The 18423-nt window shown below is 54.3% G+C and carries 9 protein-coding genes and 7 pseudogenes; all 16 read left to right on the top strand.

Translation table 11 applies throughout. The annotated features are described in order from the left end of the window. Window positions 1-32 precede the first annotated feature (32 nt). The 16 genes and pseudogenes from FDY98_RS29775 to FDY98_RS21580 all read left to right on the top strand — a co-directional run bounded on the left by FDY98_RS29775 (window position 33) and on the right by FDY98_RS21580 (window position 18391). A complete protein-coding gene (locus FDY98_RS29775) occupies window positions 33-1418 on the top strand; it encodes a helicase-related protein (RefSeq protein ID WP_442907972.1) in 1386 nt (461 codons plus the stop codon). Then, a complete protein-coding gene (hrpA, locus tag FDY98_RS21645; RefSeq protein WP_442907971.1) occupies window positions 1331-4066 on the top strand; it encodes an ATP-dependent RNA helicase HrpA in 2736 nt (911 codons plus the stop codon). The genes FDY98_RS29775 and hrpA overlap by 88 nt, the downstream gene beginning before the upstream one ends. Window positions 4067-4193: 127 nt before the next feature. After that, window positions 4194-5315, top strand: a complete 1122-nt coding sequence (locus FDY98_RS21640) for a beta-ketoacyl-ACP synthase III (RefSeq protein ID WP_027958455.1) — start codon at window positions 4194-4196, stop codon at window positions 5313-5315. A 42-nt stretch (window positions 5316-5357) separates the two neighbouring features. After that, window positions 5358-6181: pseudogene (locus FDY98_RS21635) on the top strand (MlaA family lipoprotein). 8 nt (window positions 6182-6189) lie between these two features. Continuing rightward, the gene (locus FDY98_RS21630) at window positions 6190-7383 is read left to right on the top strand and encodes a PP2C family protein-serine/threonine phosphatase (RefSeq protein WP_027958456.1); all 1194 of its coding nucleotides are present in this window, start codon (window positions 6190-6192) and stop codon (window positions 7381-7383) included. After that, the gene (locus FDY98_RS21625; RefSeq protein WP_022522924.1) at window positions 7373-7891 is read left to right on the top strand and encodes an STAS domain-containing protein; all 519 of its coding nucleotides are present in this window, start codon (window positions 7373-7375) and stop codon (window positions 7889-7891) included. Before FDY98_RS21630 ends, FDY98_RS21625 begins: the two co-directional genes overlap by 11 nt. 140 nt (window positions 7892-8031) lie before the next feature. Then, window positions 8032-9220: pseudogene (locus FDY98_RS21620) on the top strand (Bcr/CflA family multidrug efflux MFS transporter). A gap of 59 nt (window positions 9221-9279) precedes the next feature. Further along, window positions 9280-10010, top strand: a pseudogene (locus FDY98_RS21615) (sulfite exporter TauE/SafE family protein). 130 nt (window positions 10011-10140) lie between these two features. Continuing rightward, on the top strand, window positions 10141-11154 hold the full coding sequence (locus tag FDY98_RS21610) for a PstS family phosphate ABC transporter substrate-binding protein (protein ID WP_009288020.1): 1014 nt from the start codon (window positions 10141-10143) through the stop codon (window positions 11152-11154). Between the two features lie 95 nt (window positions 11155-11249). After that, a pseudogene (gene pstC / locus FDY98_RS21605) lies at window positions 11250-12498 on the top strand (phosphate ABC transporter permease subunit PstC). A gap of 18 nt (window positions 12499-12516) precedes the next feature. Beyond that, window positions 12517-13682: pseudogene (pstA, locus tag FDY98_RS21600) on the top strand (phosphate ABC transporter permease PstA). 26 nt (window positions 13683-13708) lie between these two features. Continuing rightward, window positions 13709-14547 (top strand): annotated as a pseudogene (pstB, locus tag FDY98_RS21595) (phosphate ABC transporter ATP-binding protein PstB). A 156-nt stretch (window positions 14548-14703) separates the two neighbouring features. Then, on the top strand, window positions 14704-15750 hold the full coding sequence (locus FDY98_RS21590; protein ID WP_027958458.1) for an ArsJ-associated glyceraldehyde-3-phosphate dehydrogenase: 1047 nt from the start codon (window positions 14704-14706) through the stop codon (window positions 15748-15750). Window positions 15751-15802: 52 nt separating this feature from the next. Next, window positions 15803-16969: an organoarsenical effux MFS transporter ArsJ gene (gene arsJ / locus FDY98_RS21585; protein WP_101148356.1), complete on the top strand. Its 1167-nt coding sequence runs from the start codon at window positions 15803-15805 to the stop codon at window positions 16967-16969. Next, window positions 16966-17094 (top strand): annotated as a pseudogene (locus tag FDY98_RS28800) (MFS transporter); the annotation flags it as partial. The gene arsJ and the pseudogene FDY98_RS28800, both read left to right, overlap by 4 nt. 145 nt (window positions 17095-17239) lie before the next feature. Then, window positions 17240-18391 (top strand): trans-sulfuration enzyme family protein, encoded by a 1152-nt coding sequence (locus FDY98_RS21580; RefSeq protein ID WP_009288026.1) that lies wholly within the window; start codon window positions 17240-17242, stop codon window positions 18389-18391. Window positions 18392-18423 lie beyond the last annotated feature (32 nt).

Here is an 18423-nt window from a genome sequence, read left to right as displayed (position 1 = left end):
TTACTAATATCTCTTGTTAAATGCCCAAGCGAATGGAAGCCGACTCAATCGTGACCACCGACACATCCCCAGCCCCCACCGATAGCCAACGTCTTGCGTCGCTGAAACAGGCCGCGGGCGATGTGATGCTGCGCGATGCAGAGCGGCTGGAGCGCCGGCTGGCTGGTTTAAACCGTCGCCTACGTGATAGCAAACCGATTAGCCGTGGCTTGGACGAGGTGCAGCGCGAGCTTGGTCGTGCCCAGCAGCAGCTCAGTCAGCGCGAAAGCCAAAAGGTCGCCCTCAATTACCCGCCAGAATTGCCGGTGGTCGAACGCCGGGAGGATATTGTCAACGCCATCCGCGATCATCAGGTCGTGGTGGTGGCGGGGGAGACCGGCTCAGGCAAAACCACCCAACTGCCTAAAATGTGTTTGGAACTGGGCCGAGGCCGCCGTGGCTTAATTGGCCACACCCAACCGCGTCGCTTGGCTGCCCGCAGTGTCGCCAGTCGCCTGGCGGAAGAGCTGGAAGTCTCTCTGGGCGAGCAGGTGGGCTATCAGGTGCGCTTCACCGACCAGAGCAGCCCAACGACCCTGGTCAAACTGATGACCGACGGGATCTTGCTGGCCGAGACCCAGCATGATCCGCTGCTGCTGCGTTACGACACCATCATTATTGATGAAGCCCACGAGCGCAGCCTGAATATCGACTTTCTGCTTGGTTACCTCAAGCGTTTGCTCCCCAAGCGGCCCGATCTAAAAGTCATCATTACCTCGGCGACTATCGACGTAGAGCGCTTTGCCAAACACTTCGGCACCGCCAAGACGCCTGCACCGGTGGTGGAAGTCACCGGGCGTACCTACCCCGTTGAAGTGCACTACCGGCCGCTGGTACGCGATGAGGACGATGAAGAAGACCGCACGCTGCAAGAGGGCATTCTGCACGCGGTGGAAGAGATTGAAGCCGTTGAGCGCGAAAAAGGCTGGTTGCATGGCCCTCGCGATGTGCTGGTGTTTTTACCTGGTGAGCGCGAAATTCGTGAAACCGCAGATACCCTGCGCCGCGCCGAGCTGAAAGGCACTGAAATCCTGCCACTCTACGCGAGACTCTCCAACGAAGAGCAGAACCGCGTGTTTGCGCCGCACCGCGGTCGGCGCATTGTACTCGCCACCAACGTCGCGGAAACGTCGCTGACCGTACCCGGTATTCGCTACGTGATTGACCCTGGCCTCGTACGTATCAGCCGCTATAGCTACCGTTCCAAGATCCAGCGACTGCCGGTAGAAGCGGTTAGCCAGGCCAGCGCCAACCAGCGTAAAGGGCGCTGTGGGCGGATTGCCGAAGGCGTGTGTATTCGCCTCTACAGCGAAGAGGATTTCCTATCCCGGCCGGCTTTACCGACCCGGAAATCCAGCGCACCAACCTTGCCTCGGTGATTCTCTCGATGCTGGGGCTCAAGCTCGGCGATATCGAGGCCTTTCCGTTTGTTGATCCACCGGATAGCCGCTTTGTTAAAGACGGCTTTCGACTGCTGTTCGAGCTGGGGGCGGTGGACGACAAGCAGCGCCTTTCTCCGCTTGGGCGTAAGCTGGCGCGGCTGCCGATTGACCCGCGCTTGGCGCGAATGGTGTTGGCGGGTGCCGAATTCGGCAGCCTTCGCGATGTGCTGATCGTCGTCTCGGCGCTAGCCATCCAAGACCCCCGCGACCGACCGGCGGATAAGCGCCAGGCGGCCGACCAAGCTCACCAGCGCTGGCATGATCCGGATTCCGATTTTGTCGCCTTGCTGAACCTTTGGCACGGCATTGAGAATGCCCGTGAGGCGCTTTCAGGTAATCAACTGCGCCGCTGGTGCCGCGAGCACTACATCAACTACCTGCGCATGCGCGAATGGCACGACACCTTCCGCCAACTGCGCCAACTGCTGCGCGATATGGATATCGACGTGCCCGCGCCGCCGCCCCGTAATGAAGACGAGAGCGAAGAACAGGCGCGTCAAACGCGGCGTAAAACGTCGGGCAAGGTGCATCAGGCGCTACTCTCGGGGCTGCTCTCTAATCTGGGGACGTTGGTGGAGAACCGCGAGTATCTCGGCGCCCGCAATCGCAAGTTTATGATTCATCCAGGCTCAGGGTTGGCCAAGAAGTCGCCCAAGTGGATCATGGCGTTCGAGATGGTGGAAACCTCCAAGCTGTTTGCCCGCACCGTGGCCAAAATCGATCCCCAGTGGATTGAACCCCAGGCGCAGCACCTGGTTAAACGCAGCTACAGCGAACCGCATTGGGAAATGAAGCGCGCCCAGGTAGTGGCCTTTGAACAGGTCACGCTGTTTGGTCTGCCGATTGTGGCGCGGCGCAAGGTACATTACGGGCCAATCGCGCCCCAGGAGTCCCGGGAGCTGTTTATTCGCCGTGCGCTGGTGGAAGGGGAATTTCACACCAAAGGTGCCTTCTTTGCTCATAACCGCGCGTTGATCGACGAAGTCGAAGCGCTGGAAGATCGCGCTCGGCGGCGAGATATTCTGGTCGATGAAGACACGCTCTATGACTTTTACGACCAGCGGATCCCGGCGGAGATAGTCAACGGCAAGGGCTTTGAGCACTGGCGCAAGCAGGCCGAGCAGCAAGAGCCACAATTACTGCATTTCGATATTGATTCACTTAAAGCGCGCGACGCGGAGGACGTTACCCAGGCGCAGTATCCTGATCATTTGATTCTGGCGGGCGTCGCGTATCCGGTAAGCTACCACTTTGACCCCGAAGCCGAGGATGACGGTGTTACCCTGACCGTTCCCGCTGCAATGTTGCCCAGGTGCCGGTGCATGCTCTGGAGTGGGTTGGTACCTGGGCTGCTGCGTGAAAAGTGTATTGCGCTTCTGAAGTCACTGCCGAAAAGCATCCGCCGCCAGGTGGTGCCGATTCCTGATTGGGTGGATGCGGCGCTGGAAACCCTGGTGCCCGATCAGCGCCCGTTAACCGAGGCCTTGGGGGAGTTCATTCGCCGCCGTACATCGACGCGGGTGCATCCCGACGACTGGCGCCTCGACGTGCTCGAACCGCATCTGATCATGAATATTCGCGTGGTCGATCACGCGGGCGAAACCTTAGGGCAGGGGCGCGATCTGCGTGCTTTAGAGCAGCGCTTTGAAGCGGCAGCCAGCGCAGGCGCCCAGGCACTGGCTGAACAGGTTAGCCAAGAGCCCGCTGTGGCCGGGCTACCCAAGACGCCGCTGCCCGCTTCGCGCGTTACCACCCAGGCAGGTATTCGCGTAGAGGCGTATCCTGCCCTGGTCGCTGAAAGCAGGATTGCGAAAACCAGCGGTCTTGACGCCAGCGAGTTCAAGGTGGCGTTGTTTGATCACCCTGCAAAAGCTGACGCTGCCCACCAGGAGGGCATCGCTCGGCTGGCAATTGCCAAGCTACCTGAACAGGTTAAAGCGATTAAACAACTGCCGGGTGTTGAGAAGTGCGCGCTACTGTTCGCCAAAGTGGGTAGTAAACAAGCTTTGATCGACGATCTGCTGCTTGCGGTGTTTACCCAGGTGATTGCTCAGCACCCCCTGCCGCGCTCGGAAGGCGAGTTTAGCCAGCGACTAAACGCTACTCAGGGTCAGCTTGTAGACGAAGCGAAAGCACTGCTGGTACGCGTAGAGGCCGCGCTAAAAGGGCATCTGGCGGTCAGTAAGGTGCTCAAAGGGAAGCTTAATTTTGCTCTGGCGCTGGTGTATAGCGATGTTAGCGCGCAGATGCAGCGTCTGGTCTATCCAGGCTTTATTCGCGATGCGGGCGCTTGGCTGGACGAATACCCGCGCTACACCGAGGCGGCGCTCATTCGGCTTGAAAAAGCCGCCCGTGAGCGCGGTCGCGATCAAATGATGATGCAAGATGTCCAGGCATTAGAGGCCCGCTTTGATGCCCGCCGCGAAAGCGAGCGACGCGGAAGGGTGGAAGATCCTGAATTGGTCGCTTTTGGCTGGTGGCTGCAGGAGCTTAGAGTATCGCTATTTGCACAGCAGTTGGGGACTAACATGGTGGTGTCGGTAAAACGATTGGAAAAACGCTGGCAAGAGATCACTAGCGTTTAGCTAGGGGTTGAAAAAAGTTGCTGGAAAAACCGCTATTTTACGCACACAGTAACGTGATGGGTTCGCCGTAAGTCGCACGCTACATTGATGGCCGGTCACGTCGGCAAGCCGCTTAGAGGAGATTGGCATGACACATGTGGTGATTACCGGTACAGGTCTCTATACACCGGAACACGCCATTGATAATGCGGCCCTGGTGGCGGCATTTAATGCTTGGGTAGACAGCGAGAATGAACAGCATGCCGGAGCCATTGCGCGCGGCGAGCGCGAACCGCTGGCACATTCAAGCAGCGAATTTATCGAAAAAGCCTCCGGTATTAAGAGCCGCTATGTGCTCGATGCAGCTGGGATCCTTGACCCACAGCGTATGCGGCCTAAACTTCCGCAGCGGGGCAATGACGAACCCTCTATTCAGTGCGAGATGGCGACCGCTGCCGCGCGGCAGGCGCTGGCCGCTGCCAAGGTAGAAGCTGCTGACATCGAGCTGGTGATCGTGGCCTGCTCAAACCTGGAGCGTGCCTACCCCGCTATGGCGGTCGAGGTGCAGCAGGCCTTGGGCACAAGTGGCTACGGGTTCGATATGAATGTGGCCTGTAGTTCAGCGACGTTTGCTTTGGAAACGGCTGCCAACGCCATAGCCTCCGGCAGTGTGAAGCGTGCCCTGGTGGTCAATCCGGAAATTTGCTCGGCGCACCTCAACTTTCGAGACCGTGACAGCCACTTCATTTTCGGCGATGCTTGTACCGCTGTGGTACTAGAAAATAGCGCTATTGCGGTGGCCGATGAGCAGTTTGAAATTCTTGGCACGCGTCTGGTTACCCAGTTTTCCAACGCGATCCGTAATAATGCAGGGTTCCTTAACCGCGTAACGGACAGTGACCCACTCGCCTTGGATAAGCTGTTTGTGCAGGAAGGGCGTCGGGTGTTTAGAGAAGTTTGCCCGATGGTGGCTAAATTGATCACCGATCATTTGGCCTCCTTAGAGTTGGCCGGTGGCGATCTGAAGCGCATGTGGCTACACCAGGCTAACCGGCATATGAACGATTTGATTGCCCGCAAAGTATTGGGCTATGACCCGAGTGAAACACAGGCGCCGATTATTTTGGATCGTTACGCCAACACCAGTTCAGCGGGTTCTATCATCGCCTTTCACCTCCATCGCGAGGCGCTTGTGGAGGGCGATATTGGCGTGATTTGCTCCTTTGGAGCAGGTTATAGCGCGGGCAGTGTGGTTATTCGTCGTTTGTAGATGTCTGTATAAGGTGCAAGGGAATTGAAAAAGGAAAATGTCATGTGGCAGTGGTTTAATAACGCGCAGCCTGCGCTTTCGCTGCGTAGCAAAGGGTTGCCACTACTACTGGTGACGTTACTCGCAACCGGAGGCTGTGCCAGTACGCAAATGGCGGAAAATACTGCTCCCGAAGACCCTTGGGAAGGCTTTAACCGCAAAGTGTTTGCGTTTAACGATGTGTTGGATCGCTACGCGCTCAAGCCGGTGGCAACAGGCTATCGTGCTATTACCCCCGACCCGGTAGAAACGGGCGTAGGTAATTTTTTCTCCAACTTAGGTGAAGTGCGTACTGCGCTTAACAGCGTGCTGCAGGGCAAACCGTCAAACGCGGGCCTCGCCACGTCACGTTTTTTAATTAACTCCACGGTAGGCATTGGCGGACTGTTAGATTATGCCACCCTAATGGAAATTACTGCGGATGAAGAAGATTTTGGCCAAACGTTAGCGGTGTGGGGGTGGGAAGATTCGCGTTATCTGGTGCTGCCTTTCTTTGGCCCCAGCACGCTGCGGGATACCACCGGTATGCCCGCGAATATGGCAACGAACCCCGTTAATTATGCAGAAGACGATATTGTTCGAGTAGGCCTTACCGCACTCAAAGCGATCGATATTCGAGCGGGTTTGCTTGACCAGGAAGAATTAATTCGTGGTGATCGCTACCGTTTTATTCGTGACGCTTACTTGCAGAACCGCCAATTTGAGGTGAGCGATGGAGAATTGGGTGATGACCCCTTTGCCAGCGAACCTTCGACTTTGATGACAGCGATTTTGATGACAGCGGTCAGGATGATAGTGACTTTGGTGACAACGAAGTCACCGATTGAGGCTTATGATGGATCATTCTAAGCAGTTGATCGCGGTGATCGACGAACCTGGTCGTGAACGTGATGCGCTGGCTGAAGCGATTACCTGCGATGGCATGTGGGTGTTTGCCGCTGAGGATATCGCGCATTTGCCCGCTGACACGGCGCTCATTGTTGCCCATGCTCGGGCAGTTCCGCGGCAGCAATGGACACACCTAACGCGACGCCTACCGACACTGGTAGTCAGTGACTCGCGTCAGGACGCCGACTTGATCAAAGCGATTGATGTGGGGTTGGTGGACTATATTGTCCATCCGCTGCGACACGCCGAGCTGTTGCGACGAATGATCCGTAAGGCCATTAAGCTCAACGATTTGGCGCTGGAGCGCGAGCGTGACCATGCGCGTCTGGCGGAGTTAAACGAGAGCCTAGAGACCCACCTCGCGCTGCTGCGGATGGATCAGCAGAGCGGAGGGCATATCCAGCGGCGTTTGTTGCCGCTGCGGCCCAAGGTGATTAACGGGGTGTATTACGACTACGTATTTGCCCCTTCGCTCTATTTGTCTGGTGATTTTCTCGATTACCAACGCTATAACGAGCGCTACAGTGCCTTCTATTTCGCCGATGTATCGGGGCATGGCGCCTCGTCGGCGTTTGTTACCGTGCTGCTCAAATATTTATGCAACCGCTGGCTGAGTGAGTGGGATGGCCAGCATCCGGAAAATCTGCCGCCTGATTGGTTAAAGGCGATGAACCGCGAGCTGCAGGGCACCGATATTGGTAAACATGCCACCTTATTTGTCGGTGTTATTGACCACGAGGCGCATACTCTTCACTATTCGCTCGGCGCACAGCTTCCCATGCCCCTGTTGGCAGCAGAGGGAGAGCTACGCCGTTTAGAAGGCGAGGGAATGCCGGTAGGCCTTTTCCCCGATGTGGAGTATCCTTCGCTGAGTTGTGCATTGCCGAATAAATTTCGTCTATGGCTCTGCTCAGATGGAGTATTGGAATGCTTGCCGGGTAAAACGCTCGACACGCGGCTCAAGGAGCTTGAGCAATTAGTAAGCGAGAGTGTAACGCTTGAGCAGTTGCGCGACCGGCTAGCAGAAACGAATGCACTCCTTGCCGAAGGGGATGCAGAGTTTGATGCCAACCAAGAGCGCGATGCTTTACCCGATGATCTAACAATCATGATGGTGAGCGGATTTGGTCATGCTGATTGAAGAGGGCCGCATTAAAGCGGCGTTCGATTCTGGTGTTTTTATTCTAAAACTGTGTGGTGATGTGCGTTTGACGCTCTGCGCCACGCTGGATACTCAAGCCCAGCGTCTTGCCGAGACGCCGGGGTTGCGTGCCGTATTGATTGACCTGCGTGAAGCCACCAATGTCGATTCGACGGCGCTTGGTTTTTTGGCCAAGGTCGCGATGGCGGTGAAAGGGCGCCTGGAGCAGCCGCCGACGATTATTGTCGATAATCCTGATGTACGGCAGATGTTGGACGTGATGGGCTTTGCGCGTTTCTTCACGCTGATGGAAGCGCCGCTACAACAGACGAGTACGCTCAACAATGAGCTTGAAGAGCTGCCCCAAGAGCCGGCAGACGAAGAGGGACTGCGCGATCGTATCCTGGAAGCCCACCGTATTTTAATGCATATGAACGAGCATAACCGTGAGCAGTTTCAGCCACTGGTTGACATGCTTGAGTCGCAAGACGCCACTACGCATCACTAAGCTCCCCTCTCCTTGATAAGCCCCTGGCCTCTCCCAAGGGCTATCTACCGATAGTCTCCAATCCCGACAAAGGCCTTAAAATCAGCTATGATTAGCGGCCTATCTATTCCAGTGCGTACATTATCGCCTTAAGGAGACCCATGGATCTTAATCCTCGCCGGGTAGCACTGTTGGTTGCCGCCAATACGGCGCTGGCACCCTTTGCTATCGACGCTTATTTGCCTGCCATGGGTATCATTGCTGAAAGCATTGGCGCCAGTATTCACCGTACTGAACTCTCCATCAGCGTATTCTTGTTCGGCTTTGCATTGGGCCAGCTATGCTTTGGGCCGCTTTCGGATCGGATGGGTAGAAAGCCTGTGCTGTTGGGCGGATTGGTGGTGTTTATGCTGGCAAGTCTTGCTATTACGATGGCGCGAACAGTTTGCCACGCTGCTGGCTTGGCGGTTTATTCAAGCGCTGGGAGGCGGGGCCTGCGTGGTCAACTCGGCGGCGATTGTGCGCGACTGCTTTAGCGGGCGTGAGGCCGCCAAAGTGATGTCCACCATGGCAATGATTATGATGCTGGCGCCGCTGGTGGCGCCTGCAGTGGGCAGTTTGCTACTGCACGTGGCCGGCTGGTGGCTGATTTTTGTATTCTTAGCCGTTTACGCAGGCTTTTTGCTCTGGCTGCTAGGAACGCGGTTACCTGAAACCCGCGATATGTCGCTGCCGGCAGCTTCACCACGGCAGGTAATACGCAACTACGCCAGCGTGCTTAAGCATCGTGAAGGCATGGGCTATATCTGTGCGGTAGCGGCTTCCTTTGCGGGCCTGTTTGCCTTTGTGACCGCTTCGCCGTTTCTTTATCTCGACTATTTTGGCCTCTCGCCCGGCACTTATCCGCTAGTGTTTGGGGTCAACGTGGTCGTTATTGCGCTCTCTAATCGGGTCAATATTCATCTGCTCCGCAAGCGCACTCCTCAGCAGAATTTGCGTTTAGGGTTGCTTATACAACTGGTGGCCGCGCTTGGGTTGGTAGCGGTGACCGCCCTGGACATCGCGTCGCTAGTGATCGTGGTGCCGTTGATTATGCTGTTTACCGGTATGATCGGGCTGATTACACCCAACGCGATCTCGTCGTTACTGGATCATTTTGGCCATATCAGCGCCACGGCAACGGCGCTACTGGGCGGGATCCAGTTTACCTGCGGCGCCCTCGCGGGAGTGATGGTAGGGCTGTTCGAGGTAGAGCATCTTTGGCCCATGGTACTCACCATGCTGGGCGCTGCGTTGCTAGGCAATATCGGTGTGCGCAAACTGACTAAAGCACCTGCTGCGGATGAATAGTTTTCAAATGGATAGGGCGTATGGATAGAGCATATGGATAGTTTGAATGGGTAAGTTGAATGGATAGCATGCTGGCTTGGGTCAATATGCCGATGAGCACTTGGTTAGCTTGCTCCGCCGTACTGTTAATGGGTGCTTTTGTGCAGCGCGCTACCGGCTTTGGTTTGGCCATTATTGGCGCACCGCTACTGTTGATGCTAGAGCCTCGTCTGGTGCCGGTCACTCTGGTACTGTTCGGATTTACCGTCTCCCTGATGATGGTGCGTCATTACTGGCACGAGGTGCGCCTGGATTCCATTGGCATGGCGCTAGTGGGGCGCCTTCCCGGCAATGCGCTGGGTATTTGGCTGCTACTCGCCGCCCCCATGTTTGTGTTAGAAAAGCTGATTGCGGTCATCGTCCTGTTTGCGGTACTCGTCACCTTGTGCCGCTTTCAGTTGCCGGTAAACCGAATAACGCTGTTTGGCGCTGGGGTGCTCTCTGGCATTTTTGGCACCGTTGCGGCTATTGGTGGCCCACCATCGTGCTGCTGATGCACGGCTTACCCACTGATCGTGTGCGCGGCAATCTAGCCGCCTTTTTCATTTTGACCTCTCTATTGACCTTAATTACCCTTGCCTTGGCTGACCAGATTCAGCTTTGGCATTTCCAGGTCGCGCTTACCTTCCTACCTGCAGTATTAATAGGTAACGCCTTGGCAGATACCGTAGCCCACCGTTTAGACCGACGCATGCTGCAAGGTGCCTCGCTGGCGTTATGCACCCTCGCGGCGCTAGGACTTTTGTGGTGATGTAAGGTCGGGTTGCCTCTATGTAACGAAAAATTTTCTACGTTTTGCTCGCTGTCATGAAGTTGTCATGGAACCAGTGCAAGGTATGCCTTGCGAAGGCCAGATCCCTACATGAACAGGAGTATTTCGCATGAACCGTATTCTAAAAACCACCGTTATCGCGGCTGCTGTAATGAGCGTTGCCGGTGTTGCTCAAGCCCGTGATCAAATCCGAATCGTTGGTTCCAGTACCGTTTACCCGTTTGCCAGCTACGTAACGGAAGAGTTCGGTGCGACTACTGGTAACCCGACGCCTGTTATTGAATCGACTGGTTCGGGCGGCGGTTTGCGTCTGTTCTGTAATGGTGTTGGTGAAGGCACACCCGACATTACTAACGCTTCTCGTCGCATGAAAGTGTCTGAGTTTGAGCGTTGTGAAGAGAACGGCGTTACCGATATCACCGAGGCTAAAATCGGTTCTGACGGCATCGTATTGGGTCAATCAAGCGAAAACGATGACATTGCTTTAACCCGCGAACAGATCTTCATGGCGGTAGCTGCCATGGTGCCGGTTGATGGCGAGTTAGTTGAAAACCCCTACACCAACTGGAGCGAGATCGATTCTTCGCTGCCAGACCGTGAAATCTCCATTTATGGGCCGCCGACAACTTCGGGTACCCGCGATGCTTTTGAAGAGCTGGTAATGGAATCTGCGTCTGAGGGTATGGATGTTTACGGCGATGAAGGCTACACCGATATTCGTTCTGACGGTGTTTACATCGATGCCGGTGAAAACGACAACCTGATCGTTCAGCGTCTTTCAGAAGACACCGGTGCCTTTGGTATCTTCGGCTACTCTTTCCTTGAAGAGAATACTGACACGATCAGCGCCGCCAGTATTGATGGCGTCGATCCTGAAGCTGAGGCGATCAGCTCCGGTGACTATCCTATCGCGCGTTCACTGTGGTTCTACGTGAAGAACCAGCACGCTGAAGACGTCCCGCCGATGTACGATTACGTCGATATGTTTATGAGCGAAATGATGATTGGCGATGACGGCTACTTGCGTGATATCGGCTTGATCGTTCTGCCAGAAGAAGAGCGCGAAGAGTGGCGCCAGGCTGTTGCAGATCGCACTTCAATGACAGCAGACGTTCTTAAGTAAGTTGGTAGGTCAGATTAAAAGTGGTCGGCAGCGCAAGCTGCCGACCCGTTATTGTTGATAGGTTTCTTAACCGGTGACCACGTGAGAGAGATGCGATGCAGACCAACCAGCTTCTTCTGATTTTTTGCAGTGCATTATTGCTGCTGGGGCTGCTGGCTTTTTTGCTGGCCGTTCAAAAGCCACTCGGTTACGTAGCGCGGGTACGGCGATGTTCGCCCAGCCTGACCAATACGCTTGGTTTACAGTACTCTCCACGCCGGGCCAGCCGTGGTAGTGAGTGCCTTGGGCGCTTTCGTTTTGCTTCTAATGGGCGCCGACATTCCTACGCTTTATCTGCTGGCGGCGAGCTTAGTGATAGCAGCCATCGGGCTACTGGTGAGTCTTAATCAAGTAAAACCCGATTTTCATGCCCGTCAAGCCATTGAGCGGGTCATTCGCATGACCCTGGCTGGGGCAGCGTTAATCTCCATTTTGACGACCTTTGGTATTTTAATTTCGATTATTTCCGAGGCGCTGCGCTTTTTCCAAATGCACAGCTTCTGGGAGTTCATCACCGGCACCACTTGGAATCCAGGCGCGAGCTTTTTAGCATCCGCGGGTCGCGGTGATGGTAGCGGCGCTGAGTTTGGCTCGGTACCGCTGTTTGCTGGCACCTTTATGATTACCGCCATCGCTATGCTGGTGGCGGTGCCTATCGGTTTGCTTTCAGCGATTTATATGTCTGAATTTGCACCGCGCAAAGTGCGTACCGTCGCCAAGCCGGTGTTAGAAGTATTGGCAGGTATTCCTACCGTCGTTTATGGCTTTTTTGCCGCCATCACCGTGGCGCCGATCATTGTCAATATTGCCGGTTTTCTGGGGCTCGATGCGTCTTATAACAATGCACTGGCACCCGGCATTGTGATGGGCATTATGATCATTCCGTTTATCTCATCGCTATCTGATGATGTGATCAATTCGGTGCCCGATAGCATGCGCCAGGGGTCGCTGGCACTCGGTATGACCAAAGGGGAAACGATTCGTGATGTGGTAGTGCCCGCTGCCATGCCGGGGATTATCTCAGCGTCGCTCTTGGGTATGTCTCGTGCCATGGGTGAAACCATGATCGTGGTTATGGCGGCGGGTATGCGGCCTAATTTAACCGCTAATCCGCTGGAAGATATGACCACGGTGACTGTGCGTATCGTGGCGGCGCTCACCGGCGACCAAGAGTTTGAAAGTGCCGAAACATTATCAGCTTTTGCCCTTGGACTCGTGCTCTTCGTGATCACACTCGCACTCAACTTGGTGTCAGTATTGATGATCCGTCGTTTCCGTGAAAAATACCGCGTGAATAACCTGTAACGCCGAGGAACTGTTTCGATGAGCCACTCTTTTGACGAAATCAGCCAGCAGCTTAAGCGGCGTCACCGAAAGTCTACCCGCCTTAAATGGATAACCATGGGATCGTTAGGTCTCGCGGGCCTTTTTCTGGTGCTGTTTTTTGCCGATATGCTGAGTAAAGGTCTACCCGCTTTCCAGCAGGCCTATATACAAACCGAGATTAGCTACACACAAGAAGCCGAAACCGATGGGCGGCGGGCATTTGATGAAGAGCTGTTGCCGTTAATTAGCCGTACGGCGGTGCGTACAATTCCATTAGAGTTGCGCAACAATCCTGACATGATCGGCACCAGTAAAGCGGAGTGGGTATTAGCGAATAGTGATGTCGATCAATACTTGAAGGGACACCGGCATCGCTTGAGTGACGAGGAGCAGGAAGCCCTTGATGCCCGAGTCGAATCTGGACAGGTGGATCTACGCTTTAATACCACTTTCTTTGGTTCGGGTGATTCAAAAATTGCCGAGAACGCGGGCATTTTATCGGCAGTGGTCGGCACCATTATGACCATGATCGTCACCCTGGCGATATCTTTCCCGATCGGCGTGATGACAGCTATTTATCTTGAAGAGTTTGCGCCGGATAACCGCTTAACCCAGATTATTGAAATTAACATCAATAACCTAGCGGCGATCCCGTCGATTCTATTTGGTCTGCTGGGTCTTGCGATCTTTATTAACTTTTTCGGGGTGCCGCGGTCGTCCCCATTAGTGGGCGGTATGACGCTGGCATTGATGACGCTGCCAGTGATCATTATTTCGACACGTACCGCACTGCGTAGCGTGCCTGAATCCATCCGTCACGCAGGCTTTGGGGTGGGCTGTTCACGCTGGCAGGTAGTGCGGGATCACGTTCTACCCTTAGCAATGCCGGGTATTATGACAGGTTCTATTATCGGCCTGGCGCAAGCGATGGGTGAAACGGCGCCGCTGATTATTGTAGGGATGGTGGCCTTTATCCCCGATGTGGGCGTTTCCTTTACCAACGCGGCAACAGTGATGCTGCGCAAATATTCACCTGGGCTGGTGAACCTGAGCAGGCGTTTGTGGAAAAAACTGCTGGCGGTATTTTGGTGCTACTCACCATACTCATCTCACTCAACGCTTTTGCCGTTGTGATGCGTAAGAAATTTGAGCGTCGCTGGTAGGCCAGTGCGTTATAGAGGACATTTCTATGAATAGCCATGCAACTGTAATGAACGGCCAGCAGACACCTGCGGTTGGGCAACCCTATACACGAAATGAAGCTGCGTGCCACGACCTGAGTTTCCGGGTTCGCGATTTGAATCTGTGGTATGGCAAAAACCAAGCGCTGAAGAATCTAAATATTGATCTTTTTCAGAAAAATGTGACGGCGCTGATTGGCCCTTCGGGTGTGGTAAGTCGACGTTCTTACGCTGTTTGAATCGTATGAACGACCTGATTCCTAGCGTACGCACCGAAGGCCTGGTCGAGATGGACGGGTTGGACGTTAACGCACCTAAAATGGATGAAGTGGCGCTCCGTCGCCGGGTGGGCATGGTTTTCCAAAAGCCTAATCCGTTTCCTAAGTCGATCTTTGAAAATATCGCTTACGCACCACGCATGCACGACTTGGTCAGCCGTAAAGCCGAGCAGGAAGAATTGGTTGAAAAAGCGCTGCGTGACGCTGGGTTGTGGAATGAGGTGAAAGACAAGCTGCATGAGCCAGGCACCTCTCTGTCCGGTGGTCAGCAACAGCGGTTGTGTATTGCCCGCGCTATTGCGGTTCAGCCTGATGTGATTTTGATGGATGAGCCAACCTCAGCGCTTGATCCTATTTCCACCGCCACCATCGAAGACCTGATGGACAAGCTGAAAGAGAAATTCACCATCATTACCGTGACGCATAATATGCAGCAGGCGGCGCGGGTGGCGGACTACACGGCGTTCTTCCACCTGGGGGAAATCATTGAGTACAACGACACCAAAGTGATGTTCTCAACCCCGGCACAGAAGAAGACCGAGGACTATATCTCGGGTCGTTATGGTTAATTAATGCTTGCTAATTAATACTTACTACGCAGGCCTACTACACGGTGGGCCTGTTTGTTAGTAAGCGTTTTTTTAAGTGTTTATATATGTTTTAACGTATATAGCCGTTATGCTTTCTCTTAATAGATTGTGTAACCGTTAGCTTAGGAGGCACTCATGGCACTACGTATTGGCATTAACGGCTTTGGGCGGATTGGGCGTTTGGCACTGCGCAGTTTGTGGGGGCAGGTAGACGCTGGCGCGGTAGCAATAACACGCATTAACGACCCGGGCGGCGATGCGGCAACCTTTGCCCACCTGCTGGAGTTTGATTCAGTTCATGGGCGCTGGGCACCAGGTAAGGGCATCTCGGCAACCGATGACGCTATCGTTCTCGATGGAAAAACTGTCGTCTTTAGCGCTAATAAAGCAATTGCCGATAGCGATTGGTCGAACTGCGATATCGTGATCGAGTGCTCGGGCGTAATGAAAACCACCGATAAACTGCAGGCATACATTGATCAAGGCGTCGGTCATGTGGTGGTGAGTGCGCCTATGAAAGAGGCGAACGTGCTTAATGTGGTGGTGGGGGTGAACGACCACCTTTACGATCCTGCTCAACATAAGATCGTTACCGCTGCCAGCTGCACCACCAACTGCCTGGCGCCGGTGGTCAAAGTCATTCAGGAAACCTTCGGTATCCGCCATGGCTCGATGACCACGGTGCACGACATTACCAATACCCAAACCATTCTAGATGCTCCGCACAAAGACCTGCGCCGGGCGCGTGCTTGCGGCATGAGCTTAATTCCCACCACTACGGGTTCGGCCAAAGCCATTACAGCCATTTTTCCTGAGTTAGCGGGTAAGCTTAATGGTCATGCGATTCGTGTACCCCTGGCGAATGCTTCGCTGACTGATATGGTGTTCGAGCTTGAGCGTGAAGTGAGTGTCGAAGAGGTCAATCAGGCGCTAAAAGCCGCGGCTGATGGCGAGCTTGCCGGTATTTTGGGCTATGAAGAGCGCCCGCTAGTGTCGATTGATTACCGCACCGACCCGCGCAGCTCGATCATTGATGCGCTCTCCACCATGGTGATCAATGGCACCCAGCTAAAACTCTATGCCTGGTACGACAACGAGTGGGGCTACGCCAACCGCACGGCAGAGTTGGCCCTGATGGTAGGTAGTGGGCAGGTAGGCGGTGAGCAGGTGGGCCGTGGCTGATTTATCGTTGTTAAAGCGGGTAAAGGCGCTACCTTTCGAGGTGCGCCAATATATGCTGATTACCGGCAACTACTGGGCCTTCACGGTAACCGACGGCGCGCTGCGTATGCTGGTGGTCATGCACTTCCATCAACTGGGTTACTCGCCGTTAGAAATCGCCATGCTGTTTCTGTTTTACGAAGCTTTTGGTGTGGTGACTAACCTGGTAGGTGGCTGGTTGGGTGCGCGGTTGGGTCTCAACCGCACCATGAATGTGGGGCTTGGGCTGCAAATTATTGCGCTTGCTATGCTGATGGTACCCGCTAGCCTGCTGACAGTTGCTTGGGTGATGGCCGCTCAGGCGCTGTCGGGGATCGCCAAAGACCTCAACAAAATGAGCGCTAAAAGCGCCGTTAAAGTGCTGGTGCCAAAAGAGAGTGCTAACGCCAATAGTTCACTCTACCGCTGGGTGGCGATGCTGACCGGCTCTAAAAACGCGTTAAAGGGGCTGGGCTTTTTTGTTGGCGGGTTGCTGCTAACGTTGATTGGCTTCCAGGCCGCTGTGTTGGTCATGGCGGTGATGCTTGGCAGCGTGTTACTGCTTTCACTGTTGAGGCTTAAGGCGGATTTAGGCCGCCAAAAAGTAAAGCCCAAGTTCTCCGAAATCTTCTCAAAATCACGCGCTATTAACGTGCTCTCCGCGGCGCGCTTTTGCCTGTTTTCGGCACGGGATGTGTGGTTTGTGGTAGCGCTGCCGGTGTTTTTATACGATCAGCACGGCTGGACACACTGGACAGTGGGTGGGCTGTTAGCGGTATGGGTGATCGGTTATGGCGGGGTGCAAACCCAAGCACCTAAATTAACCCGGCTGATCAAAGGCGATGCGCGGGCACTTACCGCCGGCTGGGCGGCGGCATTGGGCGTGCTGGCGATTTTGTTGGCGATGCTGCCCTTGGCGCAGGTAGGCTGGTTAGTCGTCGGTTTGCTCGCCTTTGGCGTATTGTTTGCGATTAACTCCAGCTGGCACAGTTACTTGATTGTGCATTATGCCCGCGCTGACGGCGTCTCCATGGATGTTGGTTTCTATTATATGGCCAATGCCATGGGGCGTTTAGTGGGCACGCTACTGTCGGGCTGGCTATATATGGCATATGGGCTGAGCGCCTGCCTGTGGGTATCCGCCGCCTTAGTGGCTGCCAGCGCATTGATGGCGCTGGCGTTGCCTAAGCAAGTCGCATGATCCGCGCTTCGCCCAGGCTGGGTTTAACGCTCACTTTAGGCAGTGCACAAACTCTTGCCTGGGCCTCCAGCTATTACTTGACCGCTATCCTTGTGGTGCCCATGGCCCGCGAGCGGGATTTGAGCTTCTGTGTATTCGTGTGCTTCGACTGTAAGGGCGAGGCGTCTATATAAAGGCGACGTAGTTTCCACTGTCCGATCTGTATGAATTGGATTGGTTTATGGTATATGTGATATATCTTGCATTGAGCTTACTTAAGCGAGAGTTTATATGACAGACCATCCTTTTTCGTCTCAATCACTCCTTGCTCAGGGCGGTAGTCACCTTGAGCACGAATATGGAGTAATCATCCCGCCAGTATATACATCAACGACTTACCTTCGAGACAGCGATAATCAATATCGCAGCGGTCGAGTGTATTCCAGAGCTGACAACCCAACGTACCGACCTGCAGAAATACTCTTGGCAGAGCTGGAAAATGCGGTTGATGCCCGTTTATTCGCCTCGGGTATGGCAGCGGCAACAACTGTTTTTCAGGCGTTAAAGCCCGGCGATTCAGTCATCGCTCCTAAAGTGATGTACTGGGCGTTGCGTAAATGGCTGCAGACCTTTGGTGTCGATAGCGGGCTGAATGTTCGTTTTGTGGACACTACAAATCTGGACGAATTACGCCTTGCCATTGATGAAAAAGCACCCACACTTATTTGGCTTGAAACGCCTGGCAATCCGCTCTGGACCGTTACCGATATTGCTGCAGTAGCTGATTTAGCAAAAGACTGCAGAGCCCTGCTTGCTGTTGACTCTACTGTTGCTACACCATTGCTAACAAAACCGTTGAACCTTGGTGCTGATATCGTGATGCATTCAGCCACCAAATACCTCAACGGCCACTCTGATGTTATTTCCGGAGTATTGGCTGCACGGGAAGATAACGCCTTCTGGCAGCGTCTGGTTGCCATTCGCGCCCAATCTGGTGCAGTTCCTGGCCCAACTGATGCAGCTCAATTACTACGTGGAATGCGAACCTTGTTTTTACGGGTGCGGGAAAGCTGTCAAAGTGCGTTATATATTGCTGGACAGCTGGAGCAGCATCCGCATGTAATTGAGGTGTTATACCCCGGTTTAAAAAGTTTTTCCGGCCACGACGTGGCTCAAAAGCAAATGAGCAGTGGTTTCGGCGGTATGTTGTCTATTCGTTTAGCCGGTGGAGAAAAAGCCGCTATTGCAGTTGCCGCTAAAACGCAGCTCTGGTGTCGGGCTACTTCGTTAGGCGGTGTAGAAAGTTTGATTGAGCACCGTGCCAGTATTGAAGGTTCTGACTCGCCAGTTCCGCTGGATTTGCTGCGCTTGTCGGTCGGGATTGAAAAGGCCGACGATCTGCTGGCCGATTTGCAGCAATCCATTGATAGCGCTCACGCGTAAATGCTCATGTACGTAAAGCCGCGCGTACCATT

The organism is Halomonas sp. PA16-9 (genome assembly GCF_009728585.1).
GTDB classification, from domain to species: Bacteria; Pseudomonadota; Gammaproteobacteria; order Pseudomonadales; family Halomonadaceae; genus Vreelandella; species Vreelandella titanicae.
The sequence above is the reverse complement of the archived record's forward strand: the minus strand, read 5'-3'. Positions and strand labels throughout refer to the sequence as shown.